Source organism: Bacillus toyonensis BCT-7112, from assembly GCF_000496285.1.
In the GTDB taxonomy this organism is placed as follows: Bacteria; Bacillota; Bacilli; order Bacillales; family Bacillaceae_G; genus Bacillus_A; species Bacillus_A toyonensis.
In genome coordinates this window covers 1,434,659-1,456,942 of the sequence record NC_022781.1, presented here as the reverse complement: position 1 = coordinate 1,456,942, position 22,284 = coordinate 1,434,659, and the positions used below count along the sequence as shown (strand labels likewise).

33 protein-coding genes are annotated in these 22,284 nt (G+C 34.9%); 23 read left to right on the top strand and 10 right to left on the bottom strand.

The window, feature by feature from the left end; translation table 11 throughout:
* Positions 1-27 precede the first annotated feature (27 nt).
* Positions 28-723, bottom strand: coding sequence for a helix-turn-helix transcriptional regulator (locus tag BTOYO_RS07490; protein WP_000434112.1), 696 nt, complete (start codon positions 721-723; stop codon positions 28-30).
* 204 nt (positions 724-927) lie between these two features.
* On the opposite strand from BTOYO_RS07490, the gene comGA reads away from it, so the two are divergent.
* From comGA to BTOYO_RS07440, 10 genes are all read left to right on the top strand, one after another.
* A complete protein-coding gene (gene comGA, locus BTOYO_RS07485; protein ID WP_001013172.1) occupies positions 928-1,971 on the top strand; it encodes a competence type IV pilus ATPase ComGA in 1,044 nt (347 codons plus the stop codon).
* Positions 1,958-2,995, top strand: coding sequence for a competence type IV pilus assembly protein ComGB (gene comGB, locus BTOYO_RS07480; RefSeq protein ID WP_002093281.1), 1,038 nt, complete (start codon positions 1,958-1,960; stop codon positions 2,993-2,995). The genes comGA and comGB overlap by 14 nt, the downstream gene beginning before the upstream one ends.
* Before the next feature lie 11 nt (positions 2,996-3,006).
* Positions 3,007-3,306, top strand: coding sequence for a competence type IV pilus major pilin ComGC (gene comGC, locus BTOYO_RS07475; RefSeq protein ID WP_001178691.1), 300 nt, complete (start codon positions 3,007-3,009; stop codon positions 3,304-3,306).
* Positions 3,303-3,758 (top strand): competence type IV pilus minor pilin ComGD, encoded by a 456-nt coding sequence (gene comGD, locus BTOYO_RS07470; protein ID WP_000810404.1) that lies wholly within the window; start codon positions 3,303-3,305, stop codon positions 3,756-3,758. Before comGC ends, comGD begins: the two co-directional genes overlap by 4 nt.
* Positions 3,751-4,053, top strand: a complete 303-nt coding sequence (locus tag BTOYO_RS07465; protein ID WP_000829525.1) for a hypothetical protein — start codon at positions 3,751-3,753, stop codon at positions 4,051-4,053. Before comGD ends, BTOYO_RS07465 begins: the two co-directional genes overlap by 8 nt.
* Positions 4,023-4,496 (top strand): competence type IV pilus minor pilin ComGF, encoded by a 474-nt coding sequence (gene comGF, locus BTOYO_RS07460; RefSeq protein ID WP_000477944.1) that lies wholly within the window; start codon positions 4,023-4,025, stop codon positions 4,494-4,496. Before BTOYO_RS07465 ends, comGF begins: the two co-directional genes overlap by 31 nt.
* Positions 4,493-4,864 (top strand): competence type IV pilus minor pilin ComGG, encoded by a 372-nt coding sequence (gene comGG / locus BTOYO_RS07455; RefSeq protein WP_000743702.1) that lies wholly within the window; start codon positions 4,493-4,495, stop codon positions 4,862-4,864. The genes comGF and comGG overlap by 4 nt, the downstream gene beginning before the upstream one ends.
* Before the next feature lie 174 nt (positions 4,865-5,038).
* Entirely contained in the window at positions 5,039-5,689 is a 651-nt protein-coding gene (locus BTOYO_RS07450; RefSeq protein WP_000183875.1) for a 2OG-Fe(II) oxygenase, read from the top strand.
* Positions 5,690-5,809: 120 nt separating this feature from the next.
* Positions 5,810-6,307: a shikimate kinase gene (locus BTOYO_RS07445; RefSeq protein ID WP_000836652.1), complete on the top strand. Its 498-nt coding sequence runs from the start codon at positions 5,810-5,812 to the stop codon at positions 6,305-6,307.
* A gap of 38 nt (positions 6,308-6,345) precedes the next feature.
* On the top strand, positions 6,346-6,546 hold the full coding sequence (locus BTOYO_RS07440; RefSeq protein WP_000106086.1) for a YqzE family protein: 201 nt from the start codon (positions 6,346-6,348) through the stop codon (positions 6,544-6,546).
* A 65-nt stretch (positions 6,547-6,611) separates the two neighbouring features.
* On the opposite strand, the gene BTOYO_RS07435 is transcribed toward BTOYO_RS07440, so the two are convergent.
* Together BTOYO_RS07435 and BTOYO_RS26055 are read right to left on the bottom strand one after the other, a co-directional pair.
* Entirely contained in the window at positions 6,612-7,244 is a 633-nt protein-coding gene (locus tag BTOYO_RS07435) for a VC0807 family protein (RefSeq protein WP_001073100.1), read from the bottom strand.
* A gap of 140 nt (positions 7,245-7,384) precedes the next feature.
* The gene (locus tag BTOYO_RS26055) at positions 7,385-7,501 is read right to left on the bottom strand and encodes a GTP pyrophosphokinase (RefSeq protein WP_073990725.1); all 117 of its coding nucleotides are present in this window, start codon (positions 7,499-7,501) and stop codon (positions 7,385-7,387) included.
* Positions 7,502-7,573: 72 nt separating this feature from the next.
* Here BTOYO_RS26055 and BTOYO_RS07430 point away from each other — a divergent pair, with 72 nt between their 5' ends.
* A complete protein-coding gene (locus BTOYO_RS07430; RefSeq protein WP_000032702.1) occupies positions 7,574-7,801 on the top strand; it encodes a hypothetical protein in 228 nt (75 codons plus the stop codon).
* 97 nt (positions 7,802-7,898) lie between these two features.
* Positions 7,899-8,030, top strand: coding sequence for a hypothetical protein (locus tag BTOYO_RS28140; RefSeq protein WP_000064664.1), 132 nt, complete (start codon positions 7,899-7,901; stop codon positions 8,028-8,030).
* A gap of 50 nt (positions 8,031-8,080) precedes the next feature.
* Here BTOYO_RS28140 and BTOYO_RS07420 read toward each other — a convergent pair whose 3' ends face one another.
* Complete coding sequence (locus BTOYO_RS07420; RefSeq protein ID WP_001183954.1) at positions 8,081-8,875, bottom strand: YqhG family protein; 795 nt, start codon at positions 8,873-8,875, stop codon at positions 8,081-8,083.
* Entirely contained in the window at positions 8,862-10,544 is a 1,683-nt protein-coding gene (locus BTOYO_RS07415; protein WP_001100044.1) for a DEAD/DEAH box helicase, read from the bottom strand. Before BTOYO_RS07415 ends, BTOYO_RS07420 begins: the two co-directional genes overlap by 14 nt.
* A 390-nt stretch (positions 10,545-10,934) precedes the next feature.
* Between BTOYO_RS07415 and gcvT the strand changes: the two genes are divergently transcribed.
* The 11 genes from gcvT (at position 10,935) to BTOYO_RS07360 (ending at position 19,513) form a co-directional block, all read left to right on the top strand.
* Complete coding sequence (gene gcvT / locus BTOYO_RS07410) at positions 10,935-12,035, top strand: glycine cleavage system aminomethyltransferase GcvT (RefSeq protein ID WP_000631761.1); 1,101 nt, start codon at positions 10,935-10,937, stop codon at positions 12,033-12,035.
* 20 nt (positions 12,036-12,055) lie between these two features.
* The gene (gene gcvPA / locus BTOYO_RS07405) at positions 12,056-13,399 is read left to right on the top strand and encodes an aminomethyl-transferring glycine dehydrogenase subunit 1 (protein ID WP_000903224.1); all 1,344 of its coding nucleotides are present in this window, start codon (positions 12,056-12,058) and stop codon (positions 13,397-13,399) included.
* Positions 13,396-14,871: an aminomethyl-transferring glycine dehydrogenase subunit 2 gene (gene gcvPB, locus BTOYO_RS07400; RefSeq protein WP_000795710.1), complete on the top strand. Its 1,476-nt coding sequence runs from the start codon at positions 13,396-13,398 to the stop codon at positions 14,869-14,871. Before gcvPA ends, gcvPB begins: the two co-directional genes overlap by 4 nt.
* Positions 14,872-15,313: 442 nt before the next feature.
* Entirely contained in the window at positions 15,314-15,517 is a 204-nt protein-coding gene (locus BTOYO_RS07395; protein ID WP_002039587.1) for a DUF3929 family protein, read from the top strand.
* A 70-nt stretch (positions 15,518-15,587) separates the two neighbouring features.
* Positions 15,588-15,779, top strand: a complete 192-nt coding sequence (locus tag BTOYO_RS07390) for a hypothetical protein (RefSeq protein WP_000535934.1) — start codon at positions 15,588-15,590, stop codon at positions 15,777-15,779.
* Positions 15,780-15,895: 116 nt separating this feature from the next.
* On the top strand, positions 15,896-16,270 hold the full coding sequence (locus BTOYO_RS07385) for a GntR family transcriptional regulator (RefSeq protein ID WP_001021357.1): 375 nt from the start codon (positions 15,896-15,898) through the stop codon (positions 16,268-16,270).
* 3 nt (positions 16,271-16,273) lie between these two features.
* Positions 16,274-17,146 carry an ABC transporter ATP-binding protein gene (locus tag BTOYO_RS07380; protein WP_000891283.1) on the top strand — a complete coding sequence of 291 codons (873 nt, stop codon included), beginning with the start codon at positions 16,274-16,276 and terminating at the stop codon, positions 17,144-17,146.
* On the top strand, positions 17,127-17,795 hold the full coding sequence (locus BTOYO_RS07375) for an ABC-2 transporter permease (RefSeq protein WP_001249435.1): 669 nt from the start codon (positions 17,127-17,129) through the stop codon (positions 17,793-17,795). Before BTOYO_RS07380 ends, BTOYO_RS07375 begins: the two co-directional genes overlap by 20 nt.
* A gap of 14 nt (positions 17,796-17,809) precedes the next feature.
* Entirely contained in the window at positions 17,810-18,442 is a 633-nt protein-coding gene (locus BTOYO_RS07370) for an ABC-2 transporter permease (protein WP_001186575.1), read from the top strand.
* A 32-nt stretch (positions 18,443-18,474) separates the two neighbouring features.
* On the top strand, positions 18,475-19,071 hold the full coding sequence (locus tag BTOYO_RS07365; RefSeq protein WP_000595355.1) for an ABC-2 transporter permease: 597 nt from the start codon (positions 18,475-18,477) through the stop codon (positions 19,069-19,071).
* A 250-nt stretch (positions 19,072-19,321) separates the two neighbouring features.
* Entirely contained in the window at positions 19,322-19,513 is a 192-nt protein-coding gene (locus BTOYO_RS07360; RefSeq protein WP_001042435.1) for a hypothetical protein, read from the top strand.
* Positions 19,514-19,523: 10 nt separating this feature from the next.
* Here the strand turns inward: BTOYO_RS07360 and BTOYO_RS07355 are convergent, their stop codons facing one another.
* The 5 genes from BTOYO_RS07355 to BTOYO_RS07335 all read right to left on the bottom strand — a co-directional run bounded on the left by BTOYO_RS07355 (position 19,524) and on the right by BTOYO_RS07335 (position 22,173).
* Positions 19,524-19,781 (bottom strand): DUF3975 family protein, encoded by a 258-nt coding sequence (locus BTOYO_RS07355; RefSeq protein WP_000267969.1) that lies wholly within the window; start codon positions 19,779-19,781, stop codon positions 19,524-19,526.
* A gap of 15 nt (positions 19,782-19,796) precedes the next feature.
* Positions 19,797-20,111 (bottom strand): DMT family transporter, encoded by a 315-nt coding sequence (locus BTOYO_RS07350; RefSeq protein ID WP_000312621.1) that lies wholly within the window; start codon positions 20,109-20,111, stop codon positions 19,797-19,799.
* Between the two features lies 1 nt (position 20,112).
* The gene (locus BTOYO_RS07345; protein WP_000312340.1) at positions 20,113-20,445 is read right to left on the bottom strand and encodes a DMT family transporter; all 333 of its coding nucleotides are present in this window, start codon (positions 20,443-20,445) and stop codon (positions 20,113-20,115) included.
* A gap of 71 nt (positions 20,446-20,516) precedes the next feature.
* A complete protein-coding gene (locus tag BTOYO_RS07340; protein WP_002005730.1) occupies positions 20,517-21,098 on the bottom strand; it encodes a TetR/AcrR family transcriptional regulator in 582 nt (193 codons plus the stop codon).
* Positions 21,099-21,195: 97 nt separating this feature from the next.
* Complete coding sequence (locus tag BTOYO_RS07335) at positions 21,196-22,173, bottom strand: LacI family DNA-binding transcriptional regulator (RefSeq protein WP_001273954.1); 978 nt, start codon at positions 22,171-22,173, stop codon at positions 21,196-21,198.
* Between the last annotated feature and the right edge of the window lie 111 nt (positions 22,174-22,284).

Sequence of the window (22,284 nt, the reverse complement as noted above, 5' to 3'; positions counted from 1 at the left end):
ATAATTGGCTTCTTTTTATATGAGAAATTAAATTGTTAATTTATAATTACAAGATTTACATCCATCTAGTAGACTATCATTTCGTGTTAATTCCATGTTAGGGAATAGGATTTCAAAAATCCCTTTCATCATATCCCCATGCATATTACAAATTTCAGTTGGGTGATGAACAGCAACTTCTTTAAATGGACAATTGTGTACATCATAGAAAATTTTTGTTCCATCTGCACTTAATTCAAATGCAGGTGATAAACCAGCTGTTGAGAAAGCTTCTTTTGCAATTTGAATTTTTTGTTCTACTGTTAAGTCTTCTTCACTCACATTTAAGCGGTGCATATGTTGTTGCATTAATTCTGCCCCGAATTGTTTTCCTGTTTCGTATAGCGCTTTTTCACCAGCAGCTCCAAGGCTAAGGAGAGAATTGAACGCTATTTTTGCTAATAATTGATAATCACGGAATGGAAATTGCAATTGGATAACATCATCAGATAATACATATAATCTGCTTGGTCTTCCACCCTTTCCAGTTTTCTTTGTTTCAGATTTAAGCATATGAACATCTTCTAATTTAGATAAATGTAAGCGTGCTACGTTTGGATGAATGTCAAACTCATCTGCAATTTCTTGTACAGTTACGTAACTATGTTTTTGAGAAATATATTTATAAATGTAATAACGAGTTGGGTCAGATAATACACCTGTAATTTTTAAAGCTTGTTCCATGAGGATCTCCACCTTTATCACTTTATCCAAGATAATAACATTATAATACAGATAAACTTCCATATAGGTAATTTCAGACAATAATTCGGAAATTGTTCATAATTTCACAAACATAATTTTCCTTTTTATTCTGATGAAAATACAAAAGTCCCAATTTTTATTGTGCATTTTTTCATGCTATATACATAGTGAGGAGGGAAAATGATGAATGGAATTGAAATTTTTGCGAATACAATTTTGAAAGAAGCGTGTAGGGTACAAGCATCGGACTTACATATTGTGCCCCGGCAGAAGGATGTAGCGGTTCAGCTACGTATAGGAAAAGATTTAATTACGAAACAATGTATTGAAAAGGAGTTTGGAGAAAAACTTGTTTCGCACTTTAAATTTTTGGCATCCATGGATATAGGAGAGAGGCGGAAGCCACAAAATGGTTCATTGTATTTACAAATTGATGGACAAGAAGTGTATTTACGTCTTTCAACACTTCCGACTGTATATCGAGAAAGTCTCGTGATTCGCCTTCATTTACAAGCATCTGTGCAGCCGTTATCTCATCTTTCGTTATTTCCAAGTACGGCGGAAAAACTCCTCTCTTTTTTACGTTATTCACATGGTCTACTCGTATTTACTGGACCGACTGGTTCTGGGAAGACAACGACAATGTATGCATTATTAGAGGTAATTAGAAAAAGGAAAACACGTCGAATTGTAACACTTGAAGACCCAGTTGAAAAAAGAAAAGACGATTTATTACAAATTCAAATAAATGAAAAAGCAGGTATCACATATGAGGCTGGACTAAAGGCTATTTTACGCCATGATCCAGATATTATATTAGTTGGTGAAATCCGGGATGAAGAAACAGCAAAAATAGCTGTAAGAGCAAGTTTAACTGGACATTTAGTAATGACGACCCTGCATACGAATGATGCGAAAGGAGCGATACTCAGATTTATGGATTATGGCATAACGAGGCAAGAAATTGAACAAGCTTTATTGGCTGTAGCTGCACAGCGACTTGTTGAATTAAAGTGTCCATTTTGCAGAGGAAAGTGCTCAATTTTATGTAAATCAATGCGGCAAGTAAGACAAGCAAGCGTTTACGAGTTGTTAGATGGATATGATTTGCAACAAGCAATTAAAGAAGCGAACGGAGAATGTGTTACGTACAAACATGAAACATTAGAATCTTCGATACGAAAAGGGTATGCTTTAGGATTTTTAGAAGAAGATGTTTATGTTTAAGAAAACATGGAGTTTAAGTGAGCAATTAGTATTGTTGAAACGATTAGGAGAACTATTAGAAAAAGGATACTCCCTTTTGCAGGCACTAGAATTTTTACGGTTTCAATTACCCTTAGAAAAGAAAGTACAATTACAGCATATGATTGAGGGATTAAAAGAGGGGAGAAGTCTACACGATTCGTTTCATCAATTAATGTTTCATCAGGAGATGTTAAGTTATTTATTTTATGCTGAGAAACATGGTGATATTTCTTTTGCATTGCAACAAGGGAGCGCACTTCTTTATAAGAAGGATAAGTATAGGAAAGATATGATGAAAATAATGCAGTATCCTATGTTATTAGCATTCTTTTTAATGATTATGCTTGCTGTTTTCAATCTCATCTTATTACCGCAGGTTGAAATGGTGTATAGTTCATTTGGTTCTACAGCGCCGCTATTTACAGAACAAATTTTAAGTGCAATTAAACGAATACCTTACATTATTTTTAGCGGTATTCTTATCTTTATTATTGGATGTAGCGTATATTTGTTTTATTTTCGGAAACTCCCACATATTGAACAGGTAAAAATCATGCTTCGTATTCCTCTCATAAAAGTATTTCTTATTTTAAAGCATTCGCATTATTTCTCCACTCAATTGAGTGGTTTATTGTACGGCGGACTATCGGTGCTCGAAGCACTCACAATAATGATGGAGCAAAAATATAATCGATTTTTTCAGTATGAAGCAGCCCGAATTGAACGGCAATTAATTGCAGGAGAATCGTTACAATCTATCATTGCTAAAAGTGGTTATTACGAAAAAGAACTTTCTTATATTATTAGGCATGGACAAGCAAACGGTAATTTGGCAGTTGAATTAGAGGACTATAGCGATCTTGTTATAGAAAAGATGGAACAAAAAATGAAACGTATGTTAGTTATCATTCAACCGATTTTATTTACATGCATTGGAGGAATAGTTGTTCTTATGTATTTAGCGATGATTATGCCGATGTTTCAAATGATGAATTCCATTTAGGAGGCATTTACATGCAGAATGAGGAAGGATTTACTCTGTTAGAGATGTTATTAGTTATGGTTGTTATAACTGTATTATTACTATTAATTATTCCGAATGTAGTGAAGCAGCGCTCATCAGTTCAAGGAAAAGGATGCGCAGCCTATGTGAAATCTATAGAAGCGCAAATACAGGTATATCAATTACAGCATAATAAAATTCCTTCGTTAAAAGAGCTAAGTGACGAAAAATATATTACAACTCATAAGTGTCCGAATGGTGAATCTATTCATATTTCAGATGATGGCACAGTATCAATCGGGACATTGTGAAACAAAAAGGATTTACTCTTTTAGAAATGTTGCTCGTTTTATTTGTAATTTCTGTCTTAAGTATGATTACGTATTTTAATGTTCATTCATTATATGAAAAACAAAAAGTCGAACAATTTTTGAGCCAATTTTCAAATGATATTTTGTATATGCAACAATTAGCGATAAATCGTCAGAAATACTATACGCTACGGTGGTATAAAGAGAAAAACACGTATTACATTGAGGAGTCGGGTACGAATCATTTTATTGTGTCGAGAGACTACGGTAACGATATACAAATTGATTTGCATACATTTCCAAATCCGATGACATATAATCCGAGCGGAAATATTAATAGAGGTGGTACAATTTTACTTTCGTATCGAAGTTATAAATATGAGATTGTATTTCAGCTCGGAAGAGGGAGATTTACGTATCGTGAAATATCAAAAAGGATCCATAATGGCTGAAATGCTTGTATCGTTAAGCATACTAATGATGGCGGTATCGGTACTGCTGCCGCAAACAGTATTGGTCATGCAAGAAAGAAAAAATATACAACTCCGCTATAAGGCATTCGTATTATTAAAAAAAGAAGCAGCTTTATATATGTATGAGAATGAGGAAATGCGAGTAAAAGAAAAAATTATAAACGAACTTGTATATTACACATATTGGGGAGGAAGTGAAGTGTGTACTATGTGGAAAGATGTGAAGGGAAGAATGATGGAACAATGTTTTTATGTGGGAGGAAAAATAAATTAGAAGTTGGATTTACATTAATAGAAATGATCGTATGTTTGTTTCTAGTATCCCTGTTCTTTTTACTTTTACCGAGTCTTCATTTTATCGGAATGGAGAATAAACACTTAAAAGGATTAAATGAGTGGGAGTGGGATGTGTTTTTAGGCCAAGTACAACTGGAGTTTCGTGAGGTATCGTTTGGGGAACATATAATGGCCCTTGAAAATAAAGGTAGTATTTTACGCTTCCGTTTGCGTAATGGGGATGAAGTGATATATGAAAAAGTGAATAATCATCTTATAAGAAAAGTGAATATGCGTGGAAGGGAAGTTATATTACAAAAGGTTGGCAATGTTTCGTACAAACTAACACCTCATGTGCTCTTTATAAATATGAAAGATACTAGTGGGGAAATACATGAAGGTGTAGTTGTAAGATATAGCGAAATGGAAATAAAGGAATGAAAAAACAAGATGGATTTACAATGCCAGCAACAATCATTTTTTTAATTTTATTAACCTCTTTTTTTGTATACGAAACGAATATGTTGCTTTCTGATAAAAAATTTTATACTGAAATAGAGAAAAAATTTTTAGTGGAAGAGTTGATTAATCGAGCTATTGCAGATATAAAAGTAGACTTACAGAAAACAGAAAGAGATGGTACCTTTTTCTTTCCATATACAAAGGGAAAAGTGAGTGGAAAGTACGAATTTGAAAATGATATGATTCTCGTTTCTTTGCAGTGCGAGACAAAACAAAGAATTTTCTATACGGTGAGCTTTCGGTATAGAAAAAATGATGAGAAAATATTTGATTGGATAGAAGGATGACAGGTAAAGTATGCGGAGTAAAACCATGAATTTCCATTGTGAAGAGCTTCAATTTCTTTTGGGAAATGGATAAATATAACGATCAAAAGTTTAAATTTTCTCAAAAAAGAGAAAGGTAGAAAGAATATGATATATTCATGCTATCCAATCATTTTTTTTAGGGAGAATAGGGAAATGACAAATAACAATCAAATAGGTGAAAATAAAGAACAAACTATTTTTGATCATAAAGGAAATACGATTATGACAGAAGATAGGGAAATACAAATTATTTCGAAATTCGAAGAACCTCTTATCGTCGTATTAGGAAATGTAATAAGTGACGAAGAATGCAACGAATTAATTGAAATGTCTAAAAATAAAATAAAACGTTCTACAATTGGTTCAGCACGTGATGTAAATGATATCCGAACAAGTAGCGGCGCATTTTTGGAAGAGAATGAACTTACTTCGAAGATTGAAAAACGTATTTCATCTATCATGAATGTTCCGGTGACGCATGGAGAAGGATTGCACATTTTAAATTATGAAGTGGATCAACAATATAAAGCGCACTATGATTATTTTGCGGAACATAGTAGATCAGCTGCTAATAATCGTATTAGCACGCTTGTAATGTACTTAAATGATGTAGAAGAAGGCGGAGAAACGTTCTTCCCGAAATTAAATCTTTCTGTACACCCTAGAAAGGGAATGGCAGTATACTTTGAGTATTTTTATCAAGATCAATCACTAAATGAGCTTACGTTACATGGAGGGGCACCTGTAACGAAAGGCGAGAAATGGATTGCAACGCAGTGGGTGAGAAGAGGTACTTATAGGTAAAAGCGAGTATGTTACGTTTTGTTCTTCTTAGTATAAGAAGAACAAAACGTTTTTTTATTAAACAAAGTAGCATCTTTCGTTATAATAACAATTAATACATGACGATTGAGAGGACAGAAAATGAAATCTATATACATAACCGGCTATATGGGAGCTGGGAAAACAACAATTGGAAAAGCGTTAAGTAAAGAACTGCAAATGGATGTTGTAGATACAGATCAAAAAATCGAAGAGAAGCAAGAGAAGGCAATTCGAAATATTTTTGCAGAAGAAGGCGAAATAACTTTTCGAGAATATGAAAGTGAGATGTTACGTTCACTACCAGTTCATAATGCAATCATTACAACTGGTGGAGGGATTATTGAGCGAGTGGAAAATCGAAAGTGGATGAAAGAGAACGGGACTGTCGTGTATTTATATTGTGATCCGCATGTAATTGCAGAAAGGCTTCGTGAAGATACGACACGACCACTATTTCAGAAGAAAGATATAGAGGCATTTGTAACGAAATTCGAATCGCGCCGAGCGTATTATGAAGAGGCACATATTCATATCGACACGACAAATAAGTCAGTAAAGCAAATTATGAATGAATTAAAGGAAAAGATTAATGAATAAAAAAGTGGACATACTAATCAAGTAGAGGTGATGATAATATGTCTACTAATGATTATGTTCGCTTTGTGACGCAGCAGTTTGTGTCATATATGGATGCACCAAAAGAAGATCGTAAACAAAAGAAAGAACAACGCCGCTCTGAAAAAGAGCCATTTTTAAATAAATGGTTTGGTGTTATGCCGCTTAGTGCAGCTTTATTTTATCGAAACGTAAAAAATAAAAGGAAAAAATCAAGTTAACTTTTAGTCATATGTCTAGCAAAATGAAAATCCCCTAGTAGCGTTATATACTAGGGGATTTTCATTTACTGTACAGACTCTTTTTCCTCAGTAACCGCATGTATTTTATTGTTCACCCATACGAACCCTATTCCGATACAAATTGAAATGCCCCAGCCGACAGCAGTCATAATCGCTCTCATTTCACCGTAGCCATCTACACCGAAAACGGAGATGAAATAAATTTTTAAAAAGCTTTTTAATATAAATTGAAGCCCGAAAAATAGCGTTAAATATTGTAGTGCTGGATATATACGACTATCACGATACAGTTCACGACTTTTATCACGGTCATGCCCTTGTAGTGCTGCAATATCTGCTGCGAAATATAACATAAGTGGTTTTTTTATAAAAATTGTACATATGACGATAATACCGAGTACGATGTGATAATACGCATCGTTCCACAACATTCGTTCAGCTGATCCAGATAATAAATCTACCGTCGTATTAGAAATGAGTGTAATTAAAATAAAGAATCCTGTCACGTTAAACTGCTTTTCTTTTTTAAAGGTATACAGTGTATAAATAATCCCCGGAACAGAGGAGATTAACATCGCGTAATAAGGATCAATATAAGGTTTTGCAAATTTCCAAATGAGGAATGGGATTACGAGATAAAAGACAAGATCTAATATAGCTTTTTTATTTTGATTCATACAAATCCTCCTTAAGTCATACATATATTTTATAATATAATTTCTGAAAATTGTATAAGGTTTGATTGGAAAAGAAAAAATATATCAATTTTTGAGGGATTAGTAGATTGAAAAAATTGCCCCTAGCGTAGTAAGTTTTTTTAGTATATAATAAAGGAAACGCTTTCATTTTTGGTTTGTTCACAAAATGGACGGAAAATCACATATGTACTATCGATATGTTGCTTTATAATGAAACTAATTAAATATACGTGCATACAATATTGTGAAATAAATAACATAAATAAAATATATAAATGTAAACGTTATCAAAGAGAGAGGTGGAAACAATGAGTAAATTTTTCTTCAATCATAATCCAGCAACAGTAGAGGATGGAAGGCTTGTTAAGTATGCTGAAATTATTTATGGAGAAGGTGGCCGTTCTGTATTAGAAAATTTAATGGTGAAGGCATCTATCAGATTGCGCGATCGTTATCCGAATAAATCTGACGAACAGATCTCGAACCTCGTAAATAAAGGCATCCATGATATGTTTCAAAAATATGTGAGTGAGTAAGAGTAGCCAATGGCTGCTCTTATTTTTTTGTATAAGGATTGTAACTCTAGCTGAAAATAAACATGTGTTTTGAAAAACGTAAAAAGGAGTGGGAAAGATGAGCAATGGAATTGGACGTTCGAAAGAAAACCTTCCAACTGATGCAAATCATGTGAGCGCAAAGGATCGTGCACAGCAGAAACGTATGGCACAGAAAAAACAGCAAGAGCGTAGTGACGATAGCGAGTAGGATAGAAAATAAATAAAAAAAAGCTCCTTCTAAAAACGGAAGGAGCTTTTTTAAGATAGAAAATGATTAGCGGTAACATAAAAGAGGCCACCGTTAATAATTTGCACTGTAATACGTGGTTCATATTGTTCTTGCAAGGCTTGTTTTTCAATTTCATAGCTTTCAGGAAGTTCATCACTATCTTCATAAAAACGATTTAAAAGATCTAAATCGTGATTCCAACGTACCCTCGCTTCTTTCGCCCACGCATGATCATCTTCTGCAATTATATTTTTTAAAGCGTCCTCTATACGTTGTAAGCCGCTTTGAGGCTTAATGATAGGAGAGAGCGTAAAACAAAAATCAGGTATTTTCGGTGTAAGTTTAATGTTAGTTAATGTTTCATGAAAATTTGCCATCATTGTTCCAGAGATGAGATGAATACCAATGGAATGAAGGATGTCTTTTTTTCGATCACATTGATAAGACACTTTTATATTTACACCGAGCCAAGGATGGAGCGGTGTATGCGTTGCCCCGTTATGCTTTATTTCCTCATATAAACGTATGTAAGAGCCTAATTCTTTCGTTGTCTGGAAAATTTGATGTAGTCGTGGTGAACCGTAGTGAATAAGTTCGCCATCGTTTTCTTCGTTTTCTGGATTTGTAATAAGAGTAAGGCGCATCGGATTCGGTACGCCTCCTGTTTTTTCAAGATAGTGCCAATAGAAAGGGCGGTTCATTAATAATTTATCCATCTCAATTGTTAACTGCACATCTAATAGGTGAGGGGAACGTCCTAAAATTTCGCAGTTATTCGCTTCAAAGAAATTGTTTAAGTAATTATGGATTTCATGTTGCTGCATAGCCTTGCACCTCAGCTTCATTTCGCTTCGCAAAATCGATAATAGATGTTAAGTTTTCCATCTTAATTCGAATTTCTCCTTCGCTTTTTGATTGCGCAAAAATTTCTTGAATATGCGCATCGATGTTTTTCATATTAATTCTTGTTAAAATTTCATCGAGTTCACCGATAACACGCTCAAATAAATTTATTTTTTCATATAACAGTTTCAAAATGTGTTCTTCAACAGTATGCTTTGTAGCTAAGTTATAAATATGAACATCATTTTTTTGACCAAGACGGTGAATACGTCCAATTCTTTGTTCAAGACGCATTGGGTTCCATGGCAAATCATAATTGATCATATGGCTACAAAACTGTAAGTTAATTCCTTCTCCGCCAGCTTCCGTTGCAATTAATACTTGCGCGTGTTTTTGGAAAAGTTCCTTCATCCAATCTTTTTTCCCGCGTTTAAATCCACCGCGGAACGGAACGGAAGAAATGCCGTGCTGCTGTAAAAACCATTGTAAGTACATTTGTGACGCTCGATATTCCGTGAAGATGACGACTTTATCGTCAATTTCTTTTATAAGCTCAAGAGCTTTATTTGCTTTTGAGTTGAATGGAATATGATTAATATTGTCCATTAGTACATCAATATATGGATCTTTTATATATTGTTCATTTTCTTTCTGACGTTTTTCTACATGCTTTTTTAATGAATAGTACACAGCTTCACGGCTACTACATGCCTCGCGTTTTAATGTTAAGGATGAGAAAGCAGATGTGAAGGCATCTCGTCCTCCCCAGTGTTCAATTGCATTATATAAAGCTTGCTCTTCTTTATTAAACTCTACAAAAATTGTACGTACATGCCTCTTCGGCCAATCAATTCCGGTATTATGACGTCTATTTCGGACCATTACTTTGTTAATGAGAGCTTTTAAGTCTTCATCTGATTCGGCTGAACGATTTTTTGAAGCGTAGTATTCTTCAAAGTTGGATTGATTGCCCAAATGTCCCGGTTTTAATAAAGAAACAAGGTTGAAAATTTCATCAATCTTGTTTTGAACAGGAGTAGCTGTTAGTAATAAACAAAACTTCTTTTTTAATCGCTGTGCAAATTCATAGTTTTTTGTTTTATTATTTTTTAGTTTATGTGCTTCATCGATAATAATAAGATCATATTCTAAGTTCAAAACGATATCGCGATGTGGTGAACGTTTTGCAGTATCAATTGATGATACGATCACGTCAGCTTGCTCCCACGAGTAGCTTTTCTTTTGAGCTACAGCTGGAATGAAAAACTTTGTATTTAGTTCGTATGCCCATTGTGACACGAGAGAGGCTGGGACGAGTATGAGTACTTTTTTCACAAGCCCACGCACCATATATTCTTTTAAAATAAGTCCAGCTTCAATTGTTTTTCCAAGCCCTACTTCGTCGGCTAGTATCGCTTTACCGTTCATTTGTTCAATAACATTTTGAGCGACTTCTAATTGATGAGGAAGCGGTGTGAAATGGGATAAGTGCTTCGGTGCTTGTAGTCCATCGAAAGTAGGAACAAGTAACGATTTTTCTGTTTCATAAGCTAAATGGTATAAATCCCAGTTTGTCCAAGGACCATCTTCTTCAATTCTATTTAAAAAATTGTTTTGCCACGTCCGATCTACGGAAATATCAACATTCATTACGACTCTCCCACCTTTTATAAGTTAAAGTAATTATTTTTTACATGTATAATGATTCGCCTTGAAAGAAGGCTTTGTTATCGTTATTAAAGGCTATATGATAGACAATAATAAGCATTAAATCTCAAAAGTTGTATTTAGTAAGATTAAGAATGAAAAATTCTAAATTATTTTTTATGCTAGAATATTGATGAAATATAGCGAATGATGTTAGGATAATGGTGTGAAATGTGTGGAATCTTTCGTATTTTATCCAAGAAAGTACTTTTTTATTTACGCTTTCATAAAAAAATATAGTGAGATTCCGTATATCCTATCTTTTCAGAATGAAAATGTTTAGATATGGGAAGCAACTTTTATTGATTTGTCAGAGCATAAGGGGGAAAGAGCATGATTACATTACAACGTACACCGTTATTTGATGTATACGCGAAGTATGGTGGGAAAACAATCGACTTTGGTGGCTGGGAATTACCAGTTCAATTTTCAAGCATTAAAGAAGAACACGAAGCTGTACGTACAGCGGCAGGTTTGTTCGATGTGTCTCATATGGGAGAAGTTGAGGTAAAAGGTGTAGATAGTTTAGCATTTTTACAACGTGTTGTTACAAATGACGTATCTACCTTAAAGGTAGGAGGCGCACAATATACAGCTATGTGCTACGAAAATGGTGGTACAGTAGATGATTTATTAATCTACAAACGTGGTGAAGAAGACTATTTATTAGTAATCAATGCATCAAATATCGAGAAAGATTACGAATGGTTAGCAAGTCATGTAATTGGCGATGCGAAAGTAGTCAATGTTTCTAGTGAAGTTGCGCAGCTTGCAATTCAAGGACCAAAAGCAGAAGGCATTTTACAAAAAGTTGTGTCAGAAGATTTGAAAGAAATTAAGTTCTTTAAATTTAAAAACGATATTCTTGTAGATGGAATTCCTGCACTTGTATCTCGTACAGGTTACACAGGTGAAGACGGATTCGAAATTTACTGTAAGAGTGAAGATGCTGCAAAACTTTGGGAGAAACTTCTTGAAGTTGGAGCAGAAGAGGGCTTAAAAGCATGTGGTTTAGGTGCTCGTGATACACTTCGCTTTGAAGCAACACTTCCGTTATACGGACAAGAATTATCAAAAGATATTACACCGATTGAAGCAGGAATTGGCTTTGCGGTAAAACCAAACAAAGAAGCAGATTTCTTTGGAAAAGAAACGTTAAAAGAGCAAAAAGAAAACGGTGCATCTCGTAAATTAGTCGGCATCGAAGTGATCGAACGCGGTATTCCTCGTACGCATTACCCTGTATTTGTAGGAGAAGAAAAAATCGGGGAAGTAACGAGTGGTACACAATCTCCAACGTTAAAGAAAAGCATTGGTTTAGCACTAATTGATGTAAAATACGCAGCAGTTGATACAGAAGTAGAAATTGAAATTCGTAATAAACGCGTCAAAGCAGTAGTTGTTCCAACACCATTTTATAAACGTTCAAAGTAACGGGGAGAGGGGTAGATTTCATGTTGCATCGTTATCTTCCAATGACAGAAGAAGACAAAAAAGAAATGTTACAAACGATCGGCGTTCAAACGATCGACGAATTATTCTCTGATATTCCAGAGAGTGTTCGTTTTAAAGGGGATTTAAAAATTAAAGAAGCAAAATCAGAGCCAGAGCTTTTAAAAGAGCTATCTCAAATGGCTGGTAAAAATGCTAATTTAAAAGAATATGCTTCTTTCTTAGGAGCAGGCGTATACGATCATTATGCTCCAGTAATTGTTGATCATGTTATTTCTCGTTCAGAGTTTTATACTGCTTACACGCCATACCAACCAGAAATTTCACAAGGGGAATTACAAGCAATCTTTGAATTCCAAACAATGATTTGTGAATTAACAGGAATGGATGTAGCAAACTCTTCTATGTATGACGGAGGTACAGCTTTAGCTGAAGCGGCAATGTTAGCGGCTGGCCATACTCGTAAAAAGAAAATTCTTGTATCTAGTGCAGTGCACCCAGAATCAAGAGCAGTACTTGAAACTTATGCAAAAGGTCAACATCTAGAAGTTGTTGAAATTAATCATAAAGATGGTGTAACAGATTTAGACGTATTACAAAGCGAAGTAGACGATACAGTTGCTTGTGTAATCGTTCAATATCCAAACTTCTTCGGACAAGTTGAAAAGTTAGCTGATATTGAAAAAATCGTTCATCAACAAAAATCATTATTTATCGTTTCTTCAAATCCGTTATCATTAGGCGCATTAACACCACCAGGGAAATTCGGTGCTGACATTGTAATCGGTGATGCACAACCATTCGGTATTCCAACACAGTTTGGTGGACCACACTGTGGTTACTTTGCAACAACGAAAGCATTTATGCGTAAAATTCCAGGACGTCTTGTCGGACAAACGGTAGATTCAGATGGTAAACGTGGATTTGTATTAACGCTACAAGCACGTGAACAGCATATTCGTCGTGACAAAGCGACATCTAACATTTGTTCAAACCAAGCGTTAAATGCATTAGCAGCTTCTGTTGCAATGACGGCACTTGGAAAACAAGGTGTGAAAGAAATGGCACGTCAAAATATTTCTAAAGCACAATATGCAAAACGTCAATTCGAAGCGAAAGGCTTCACAGCTACATTTGCTGGACCATTCTTCAATGAATTCGTTGTAGATTGCAAACGTCCAGTGAAAGAAGTAAACGACGCATTACTACAAAAGAATATTATCGGTGGTTATGATCTAGGCCGTGATTATAAAGAATTAGAAAATCATATGCTGTTAGCAGTAACTGAGCTTCGTACAAAAGAGGAAATTGACACACTTGTAAACGAAATGGGGGCTATCCAATGAAGAACCAAGACCAAGCACTTATTTTTGAAGTGACTAAAGAAGGACGCGTAGGATATAGCTTACCCAAATTAGATGTAGAAGAAGTGAAACTAGAAGATGTATTTGAGAGCGATTATATTCGAGTAGAAGATGCAGAGCTACCAGAAGTATCTGAACTTGACATTATGCGCCACTATACAGCACTTTCAAACCGTAACCACGGCGTGGATTCTGGATTCTATCCACTTGGATCTTGTACGATGAAATATAATCCGAAAATTAATGAGAATGTAGCTCGTTTTGCAGGATTTGCAAATATTCATCCACTTCAAGATGAAAAGACAGTACAAGGTGCAATGGAATTAATGTACGACTTACAAGAGCATTTAATTGAAATTACAGGTATGGATACTGTTACATTACAACCAGCAGCAGGTGCACACGGAGAATGGACAGGTTTAATGTTAATTCGTGCCTACCATGAAGCAAATGGTGACTTTAACCGTACGAAAGTAATTGTTCCTGACTCTGCTCACGGAACGAATCCAGCATCTGCAACTGTAGCTGGTTTTGAAACAATTACAGTAAAATCGAATGAACATGGTCTTGTTGACTTAGAAGATTTAAAACGTGTTGTAAACGAAGAAACAGCAGCACTTATGTTAACAAATCCAAATACATTAGGTCTATTCGAAGAAAATATTTTAGAAATGGCTGAAATCGTCCATAATGCAGGCGGTAAATTATACTATGATGGTGCAAACTTAAATGCGGTATTAAGCCAAGCGCGCCCAGGAGATATGGGATTTGACGTTGTGCATTTAAACCTTCATAAAACATTTACAGGTCCGCATGGCGGCGGTGGTCCAGGTTCTGGTCCAGTAGGTGTGAAGGCTGATTTAATTCCGTACTTACCAAAACCAATTTTAGAGAAAACGGAAAATGGCTACCACTTCAATTACGATCGTCCAGAAGCAATTGGGCGTGTGAAACCATTCTATGGTAACTTCGGTATTAACGTTCGTGCATACACATACATTCGTTCTATGGGTCCAGATGGACTACGTGCAGTAACTGAGTATGCTGTATTAAATGCGAATTATATGATGAGAAGATTAGCGCCGTTCTATGATCTTCCGTTCGATAGACATTGTAAGCATGAATTTGTATTATCAGGTCGTCGTCAAAAGAAACTTGGTGTACGTACATTAGATATTGCAAAACGTCTGCTTGATTTCGGTTACCACCCACCAACAATTTACTTCCCATTAAATGTGGAAGAATGTATTATGATTGAACCGACAGAAACAGAATCAAAAGAAACGTTAGATGGTTTCATTGATAAGATGATTCAAATCGCTAAAGAAGTAGAAGAAAATCCAGAAGTTGTACAAGAAGCACCGCACACTACAGTTATTAAACGTTTAGACGAAACGATGGCTGCTCGTAAACCTGTTTTACGTTATGAAAAGCTTGCTCCTGTACAAGTTTGATTAGAATAAAAAAGAACTCGCTACATGCGGGTTCTTTTTTTGTTTGGAGAATTTGTCCCGCTATTTGTGGACAGTAAAACTCCCAACTCAAAACTTAGCTGGTGCAAAGAAGCCAGGTGGGAGATAAACTGTCCGTAAATGCCCGATTGGTGAAGGCTAATAATCAGTGGGGATGAACAAAAATCCCTACTGATTAAAGTTTCACTTTATGCAGAAATAGTGAAGAAAATGTTAAAACTTTATATTTTTTGTTTCATAATTGTGTAAAGATGTAGTTTTATAGGTAGTTTTGTTGAAAAAGTCGGTTTGATAAAAGTATTTATTTTTGTTAGAATTTTATTGAAATTAAGAAGATGTGATGAGGCAAAAATTACTCATTTTTATGTATATGTGAAAAAACGAGCAAGGCGGGGGTGAAAGTGTGGGATATCGATGTTATAGAATGGTATACCATTTAGAAAATGGAGAAACAATTAAAGATGTAAAAGAATTTTGCTATCGAGACCAAGGAAAAGTGTTAGAAAGAGTAGCACATCGTGTAATGGATAATAGAGAAGTGACGGCGATTGATAAACAAGGAACAATCATTTCAATAGCATGTGAGGACATTGTAAAGGTAGAACTTGATTACATAAAAGAAAGTTAACCTTGAGTCATATCGAATTATTCGATAAAATATACTGTTGAATGGTGCAGAGAGTAGAGAGGAGTTTATCATGGGTAGTACAAGACACTTTTATATGTTTATTTTAGCGTTTGTTCTTGTTGTGGCGTTAACGATTTATTTAATTGTTGATAGCAGCTGGTACAATACAGTTCATCCGGCATTCCTTCTGTTTATGTATGTAGGAATTGCGGTTGTTAGTTTCGGAATGAGAGACGAAATGTTAGATCGCTTTGAAAAGTGATACATATACGAAAGACCAACAGGAAAATGTTGGTCTTTTTTTCTTGCCAAAAATAGGATGGTGTGCATATACTGTATATATAAGATATATACAGTATATACACACTGGAGGAAAACATGAATATTATTATTTCGAATTCTTCCCAAGACCCTATTTATGTACAAATAAGGAAACAATTAAGCCAGCTTATTTTAAATGGTGGTTTAAAGGGGGGAGACCAACTGCCGTCTATTCGTAGCTTAGCGAAGGAATTACAAATTAGTGTAATTACAACGAAGCGTGCGTACGAGGAACTTGAAAAAGAAGGATATATAGAAACTGTTGCTGGGAAGGGGACTTATGTTTCACGTAAAAACAATGAACTATTAAAAGAACAGCGCTTACGTTTATTGGAAAGTAAGGCTGAAGAAATTGTGAGAGAAAGTAAAGTGTTGCAGCTTTCACTTGAAGATTTACAGCAGATGATTGCGTGTTTATATGAGGGGGAATAAGGAATGTTAGAGCTAAAAAACGTTTGTAAAAGATATCAAGATTTTGCAGTGAAAAATATAAGTTTTACGCTGCCACGTGGATATATTATGGGATTTGTCGGACCGAATGGTGCTGGGAAAAGTACGACGATCAAAATGATTATGAATTTAATTAGAAAAGAGAGCGGCGATATACAAATTTTTGGCAAGGACAATAAGAAAGCAGAAAAGGAAATAAAACAAAATATCGGCTTTGTATATGATGAAAATCATTACTACGAAGATTTAACGTGTGAACAAATGAAGCGTATTATTGCACCGCTATATAAAAAGTGGGACGAATGTCAGTATCAATCGTATATGGAGAGATTACAAGTTCCAAAGTATAAAAAAATTAAAGAGTTATCTAAAGGGATGAAAATGAAATTTGCGATTGCCATCGCGCTTTCGCATCATGCAGAGTTTATTATTATGGATGAACCAACAGCAGGATTGGACCCAGTTGTTCGAAGTGAATTGCTTGATATATTGCAAGAAATTGTAATGGAAGATGAAGTATCTGTATTATTCTCAACGCACATTACAACAGACTTAGAGCGCATCGCAGATTATATTACTTTTATCAACGATGGGGAAATTATATTTACTGGTGAGAAAGATGAATTAATGGAGAGCTACGTAATCGTAAAGGGAAGTAATGATTTATTGGATCGAGAAGGAAAAGAGCTATTTGTTGGATTACGAAAAAATAAATTTGGTTTTGAAGGTTTAGCGAAGGATAAACAAGTAATTATCGATTGGTTTGGAAATGAGGTTGTACTAGAAAAGCCTACATTAGATGATATTATCGTTTACACTGCGAAAGGGAGAGGTGCCTATGCGTCAGCTCATCTATAAAGATTTGTTCTTTTTTCGGGTAACTTGGTTAGTGAATCTTATTATGCCCCTTATGTTCTTTTTACTTGAGCCCGGGAGTGAATTGTTATTTCCGATGAGTTGTCTATTTATAACCCTTTCCTCCGTTATGACGCTAATCTATATGGATGAAAGGAATAAAAGTGACATTGTAATAAATAGTTTACCGTTAAGTCGAAAGGATATCATAATTGCTAGATATATTTCCTGTGCAATATTTATTGTAGGTGGCATGCTCTCTACGATGTTAGTTGTTTTTCTTATAAGAGGCATTGTGGTCATCGGTGATATCGGTGCATATCATCCTAATCTATACATTGAAATTCCGTGGTATGAAATAATAAATGGAGCTGTTTACGCCGTATTTTTGGTTGTCACGTTTTTCCCTAGTTATTATGGTACAAAGTCGAAGGTAGTAAGAAGTATAGTATCAGCAGCCTCAATAGGAGTCGGAGGGATACTTTGGATATTTATTAGTGATGAGATCAATGGAATAGCACCTTCATTCATTGAGTGGATTATGAATCCTATGCATATTGGTGTATTTATAGTTGGATTCATTACATTAGTTAGTATTTATATCGCTTCTATGTTTCTAACAATTAAAATTTATGGAGCCCGTGATTTATAGAGAGGAGAATTCATATGCAACAGTTAATTTTGAAGGAGTTTTTCTTACAGAAGAAGATGATTCCTTTCTATTTTTTAATACCCGTTTTATCGATTTTTAGGAATTCTGTAGAACCGATGGGGATTGCAATAGGATTATTTATGACATGTAGTATGATTATATATATTTCTTTTTATTATGAAGAAAAAAGTAAAACAGAAAAAGTATTAGTGAGTTTGCCTATAACGAGAAAAGAGATAGTTATAGCTAAATATATTTCAACTACATTATTTATTATAGTCGGTTTGAGTACAACTTTTATAGTCGTAATATTAGGAAATATTTTGTTGGACAGAGATATAGTTATTCCTGGATATGCAATGTTTTCAGCAATAGTAGCAACTTTGATTTATTGTGTGATAATGATACCTACTAATTACATCGGAGGAAATAAAGCTACTACTGTCTTGTATGTAATTATGATTTTTCCTTTAATAGGTATGATTGGCCTTATGTGTAATGTTTTTGGTGATAAAACAATTATGTTAAAAGTACTTCACTCTGAGGATGCTACAGTAGCGATGAGTGTTCTTGGTATCGGAGTGTTAGTAAGTATAGTCATATCAATGTTACTCTCAATGAAAATGTTTCAAGAGGCAGAGTTATAGAAGTGGCATTTTCATGTTAGGAGGTGTAATACATGATTAAGCAATTAATTTTAAAAGGTTTCATCATTCAATGGAAATTTTTAATTTGGTACATACTGTATCCTATTTTCTTTTATATGGCCTTAACAGATACGGAAAATCTGTTCATAATTATGTCAGTAATTATTACAATTGGGGCAACAGTAAAAACATTTGAAGCAGATAGTAAAAATGAGAGTGAAGTGATAGTAAATAGTTTACCAATATTGAGAAAACAAATTGTGTATGCGAAATATATAGTAGCAATTATTATTCTTTTTATAAGTGTAATAGTCGGTTGTTTCACGATGGGAATGAAGAATGGGGTTAACCTATTTGAATTTATTGAAACGACAATGGTTGCTAGTATTAGCTTTATTTTAATATATTTAAGCTTGGTTTTACCGATATCATTTTGGCTAGCATATAAAAAAGCTATTTTTATTACGCTTTTCATGCTAATAGCACCGACAGCCATTTGTACTATGTTCTTTGAAATCAACCTGGAACAAATCCAACTATATAACAGTTTATTATTCGTTAGTTCAATATGCATGTTCATAGTATCTGCCTTCGTTTCAATGAAATTGTATGAGAAGAGAGAATTTTAAAAGGTGCCTCATAAAAGGCACCTTCTTCAATATCGACAATATGAAAGTAATAGTTTATAAACAGAGAGGCTATTCGGTACAACATCTTTTGGAGTATGTAATATAAAGCTGAAAACGATAATGAGAATGAGAAAGAGGAAAAATAAAAATAGGATCTGTTTATGTATAGAATTTTGCATAGGATCCACTCCTTTTTTAGGTAGTATGTCCAAAAGGAAGGAGTGTATGAAAAATTTTAGGAGGGAGAATGATGAACAAAAGAAAATGGTTATATAGAATAGGAATACTTTTAGTTTCAATTGGTTGCATATTAGCAAACTTTTATTCGGATATACCAATGCTATTTCCTAGTTTGCATAAAGGAATTGGTATGAGTGTTGTCGTAGTTGGTCTGCTTTGTCTTATCACATCAAACTTCTATAGAAAGTCTGAATCTATATAAAAAAGGACAGTTACTCTTTTTCAGAGTAACTGTCCTTTTTAAATAACTTATTATATAGCTTGGCGATACTCCATATAATTACGATTGCAATGGAAGCGATAATGGACCAAACGATAGATAAAATTTCAAGTGTCATGTTCGGAAGGAATGCAAGAATGGATAATACTTTATGAAACAACCATTCTATTATATGAAAACTTACTTGCAGTAGAATGGCGATCACGAGTGTGATCCATGCTAACATTTGTTTTCCTTTTTCTCTCCACATGACATTCACCTCACGTTAGCTTAATAGTTTTAAGCCAACAGCGCCGCATAGAATGCAGCTTAAGAAGGCAAGACGACGCCAATCCGCTGATTCTCGGAAAATAAGAATGCCTAGAAGTGCACTTCCGGCAGTTCCGATTCCAGTCCAAATCGCGTAAGCAGTTCCCATCGGTAATGTGTCCATCGCAAGGGATAAGAAGAAGAAGCTTACGCCGAAGTTAGCGATTAAAATAACTTTTGGTGCCCAGCCTTTCTTTTCAGTGGCTACTTTCATAAAGAGTACACCAATAATTTCACAAATACCAGCTAGAATTAAAAATACCCAAGCCATTTTATGCGGCCTCCTTCGTTTCTTTTTCTTCTGTTACTCGTTTTAAACCAATTACTCCGAAGAAGATTAAACCGATTAATAAAACTTTTACGATAGAGAACGGTTCTCCGAAGATGAAAATTTCTGTAAGAACGATTCCGCCCGCTCCGATTCCTGTGAAGACTGCGTATACAGTGCCGACAGGTAAATCTTTATAAGCTCTAAATAATAAGACGAAACTAATTGTAATTAATAGCGCAACACCAGCCCACTCAAGTGGTGCCTCCGCTTTTTTTAGTCCAATCACCCAAAAGATTTCAATAATACCAGCGATGATTACATAAATCCATGCCATATGTCATTTCTCCTTCCTACCAGTCGTTAGGTAAAGGGCTTAAAAACGACGCATTGCAAAGGAGCAATCCGTCAGTTTGAAAGTCCGCGCCAAAATACTTTCCAAGAAGCGTCTAAACGTGTCTCAAAACGATTTAAACCTGCGTATAGTAGTTCAACCATAAGACCGTCGAGTAAGCATAGAAAAGCCTCTAAGGCGTCTTTTACTTCAATGTTATGCAGCTCATCTTGTTCGCTTGCTCTTTTAAATACCGGGAATAAAAGTTTTCCGACGTTTTCAATGTGTACATTTGCTTTATTAATAATTTGTTCGCGAAATGCATCAGGCGGAAAATAAGAAGTTCGTAACCAAAACATTGATTCTTCACTTTCACCAAATCGTTTTGCGTAGCCTTTTAATAATTTTAATAGCAATTCTTCAGTGGACGAATTGGAAAAGCTTTCGATATCGCCTGTGAAGCTCTGCAAATCTTTTTGAAGAGCAGATTCTAAGCATATGAAATATAGCTCTTCTTTTCCTTTAAAGTGTGCGTAAATCGATGGTTTTTTAATCCCAACTTCTTGGGCAATATTTGCCAATGAAGTTCCTTCATAGCCGTAGCGTGCGAAATGAGAAAGTGCTACAGCTTTAATGCGATTTGCTGTCATTTTCATCCCCTACCTACCGTTCGTTAGGTTTATTATATGAGATAAAAAACACAAAGTCAATAGGTGAAAAGCTGAAAAAGAGTGCTATAGTTAACGCTCCTTTTCAGACTGTTTTTCGCTCAATTAAATGGAATGGAAGTTCTTCTGAGTTCCCGGTTATTTGTTCGTCCTGCATCTGTTTATGGAATAAGGTAAAAGCACGTGATCCCATCGTAAGACCAGGGTGTTCAATAGTCGAAATTTCTAACGCCTTTGAAATTTCATGGTTATCGAATCCTAAAATAGCGAGATCTTCAGGGACGCGAACACCATGTTTCTTTGCTTCTGTTAATAAACCGGCAGCTACTTGGTCATTCGCTGTGAAAATAGCAGTTGGACGATTTTTCATATGTAAAATACGGTGGAGTATTTGTGCTCCGTCCTGCATTGTATAGCATTGATGAAAAATCCATTCAGGATGTAACGTTTGACCTTCGTTATGAAGTGTATCAGCAAACGCTTTTTCACGTTCCATAGAATTTACACTCGTTTTTCTTGCTAAACAAATTCCGATTTTTTCATGGCCTTTACTTAGTAAATATGCAGTACCGAGCCGGAATCCTTCATAATGATCTACGTAGACAGATGAAATGAGGGGGTGGTTCATTTTTTCACATGAAATAATAGGGGCGAATTTTGCGAAAGGTTCGATTTGTTCCCATGAACTCGTTCGAGAACAAATAATCATCCCGTCAAATTGTTTCATTTTCATCATTTCAAGAACACGAATTTCTTCAATACTATCGTAATTTGTTTGGCATAAATTAATGTGATATCCAGCTGCTAACGCTTCGTTTCCGATTCCTTCAATAATGGTACTGAAGTAAGGGACATTAATGAAAGGGAGCATAACCCCGATTGTATATGTTTTCCCCTTTATTAAATGAATAGCATTTATATTTTTTGCGTAGTTTAATTCTTCAACCGCCTCTAGAACTCGTTTCCGTTTGTCTTCTTTTACGTAAGGGTGATTATTTAAGACACGGGAAACGGTTGATATAGATACACCAGCAGTTTTAGCGATTTGTTTTATATTGGCCATATGGATCACCTCTTTACTTATTATAAAGGGAAAATAAGTAGAATGAAAAAATCTTGACCTGAAAAGCTTTTCACAATCTATGTTATAAATAGGACTTCTATTATTCGCGTA

Excerpts from the sequence above, each read along its gene's own strand:
- BTOYO_RS07490 (WP_000434112.1), bottom strand. The coding sequence starts at position 723 with ATGGAACAAGCTTTAAAAATTACAGGTGTATTATCTGACCCAACTCGT.
- comGA (WP_001013172.1), top strand. The coding sequence starts at position 928 with ATGAATGGAATTGAAATTTTTGCGAATACAATTTTGAAAGAAGCGTGT.
- comGB (WP_002093281.1), top strand. The coding sequence starts at position 1,958 with ATGTTTATGTTTAAGAAAACATGGAGTTTAAGTGAGCAATTAGTATTG.
- comGC (WP_001178691.1), top strand. The coding sequence starts at position 3,007 with ATGCAGAATGAGGAAGGATTTACTCTGTTAGAGATGTTATTAGTTATG.
- BTOYO_RS07465 (WP_000829525.1), top strand. The coding sequence starts at position 3,751 with ATGGCTGAAATGCTTGTATCGTTAAGCATACTAATGATGGCGGTATCG.
- comGF (WP_000477944.1), top strand. The coding sequence starts at position 4,023 with ATGTTTTTATGTGGGAGGAAAAATAAATTAGAAGTTGGATTTACATTA.
- comGG (WP_000743702.1), top strand. The coding sequence starts at position 4,493 with ATGAAAAAACAAGATGGATTTACAATGCCAGCAACAATCATTTTTTTA.
- BTOYO_RS07450 (WP_000183875.1), top strand. The coding sequence starts at position 5,039 with ATGACAAATAACAATCAAATAGGTGAAAATAAAGAACAAACTATTTTT.
- BTOYO_RS07445 (WP_000836652.1), top strand. The coding sequence starts at position 5,810 with ATGAAATCTATATACATAACCGGCTATATGGGAGCTGGGAAAACAACA.
- BTOYO_RS07440 (WP_000106086.1), top strand. The coding sequence starts at position 6,346 with ATGTCTACTAATGATTATGTTCGCTTTGTGACGCAGCAGTTTGTGTCA.
- BTOYO_RS07435 (WP_001073100.1), bottom strand. The coding sequence starts at position 7,244 with ATGAATCAAAATAAAAAAGCTATATTAGATCTTGTCTTTTATCTCGTA.
- BTOYO_RS26055 (WP_073990725.1), bottom strand. The coding sequence starts at position 7,501 with ATGCACGTATATTTAATTAGTTTCATTATAAAGCAACATATCGATAGT.
- BTOYO_RS07430 (WP_000032702.1), top strand. The coding sequence starts at position 7,574 with ATGAGTAAATTTTTCTTCAATCATAATCCAGCAACAGTAGAGGATGGA.
- BTOYO_RS28140 (WP_000064664.1), top strand. The coding sequence starts at position 7,899 with ATGAGCAATGGAATTGGACGTTCGAAAGAAAACCTTCCAACTGATGCA.
- BTOYO_RS07420 (WP_001183954.1), bottom strand. The coding sequence starts at position 8,875 with ATGCAGCAACATGAAATCCATAATTACTTAAACAATTTCTTTGAAGCG.
- BTOYO_RS07415 (WP_001100044.1), bottom strand. The coding sequence starts at position 10,544 with ATGAATGTTGATATTTCCGTAGATCGGACGTGGCAAAACAATTTTTTA.
- gcvT (WP_000631761.1), top strand. The coding sequence starts at position 10,935 with ATGATTACATTACAACGTACACCGTTATTTGATGTATACGCGAAGTAT.
- gcvPA (WP_000903224.1), top strand. The coding sequence starts at position 12,056 with ATGTTGCATCGTTATCTTCCAATGACAGAAGAAGACAAAAAAGAAATG.
- gcvPB (WP_000795710.1), top strand. The coding sequence starts at position 13,396 with ATGAAGAACCAAGACCAAGCACTTATTTTTGAAGTGACTAAAGAAGGA.
- BTOYO_RS07395 (WP_002039587.1), top strand. The coding sequence starts at position 15,314 with ATGGTATACCATTTAGAAAATGGAGAAACAATTAAAGATGTAAAAGAA.
- BTOYO_RS07390 (WP_000535934.1), top strand. The coding sequence starts at position 15,588 with ATGGGTAGTACAAGACACTTTTATATGTTTATTTTAGCGTTTGTTCTT.
- BTOYO_RS07385 (WP_001021357.1), top strand. The coding sequence starts at position 15,896 with ATGAATATTATTATTTCGAATTCTTCCCAAGACCCTATTTATGTACAA.
- BTOYO_RS07380 (WP_000891283.1), top strand. The coding sequence starts at position 16,274 with ATGTTAGAGCTAAAAAACGTTTGTAAAAGATATCAAGATTTTGCAGTG.
- BTOYO_RS07375 (WP_001249435.1), top strand. The coding sequence starts at position 17,127 with ATGCGTCAGCTCATCTATAAAGATTTGTTCTTTTTTCGGGTAACTTGG.
- BTOYO_RS07370 (WP_001186575.1), top strand. The coding sequence starts at position 17,810 with ATGCAACAGTTAATTTTGAAGGAGTTTTTCTTACAGAAGAAGATGATT.
- BTOYO_RS07365 (WP_000595355.1), top strand. The coding sequence starts at position 18,475 with ATGATTAAGCAATTAATTTTAAAAGGTTTCATCATTCAATGGAAATTT.
- BTOYO_RS07360 (WP_001042435.1), top strand. The coding sequence starts at position 19,322 with ATGAACAAAAGAAAATGGTTATATAGAATAGGAATACTTTTAGTTTCA.
- BTOYO_RS07355 (WP_000267969.1), bottom strand. The coding sequence starts at position 19,781 with ATGTGGAGAGAAAAAGGAAAACAAATGTTAGCATGGATCACACTCGTG.
- BTOYO_RS07350 (WP_000312621.1), bottom strand. The coding sequence starts at position 20,111 with ATGGCTTGGGTATTTTTAATTCTAGCTGGTATTTGTGAAATTATTGGT.
- BTOYO_RS07345 (WP_000312340.1), bottom strand. The coding sequence starts at position 20,445 with ATGGCATGGATTTATGTAATCATCGCTGGTATTATTGAAATCTTTTGG.
- BTOYO_RS07340 (WP_002005730.1), bottom strand. The coding sequence starts at position 21,098 with ATGAAAATGACAGCAAATCGCATTAAAGCTGTAGCACTTTCTCATTTC.
- BTOYO_RS07335 (WP_001273954.1), bottom strand. The coding sequence starts at position 22,173 with ATGGCCAATATAAAACAAATCGCTAAAACTGCTGGTGTATCTATATCA.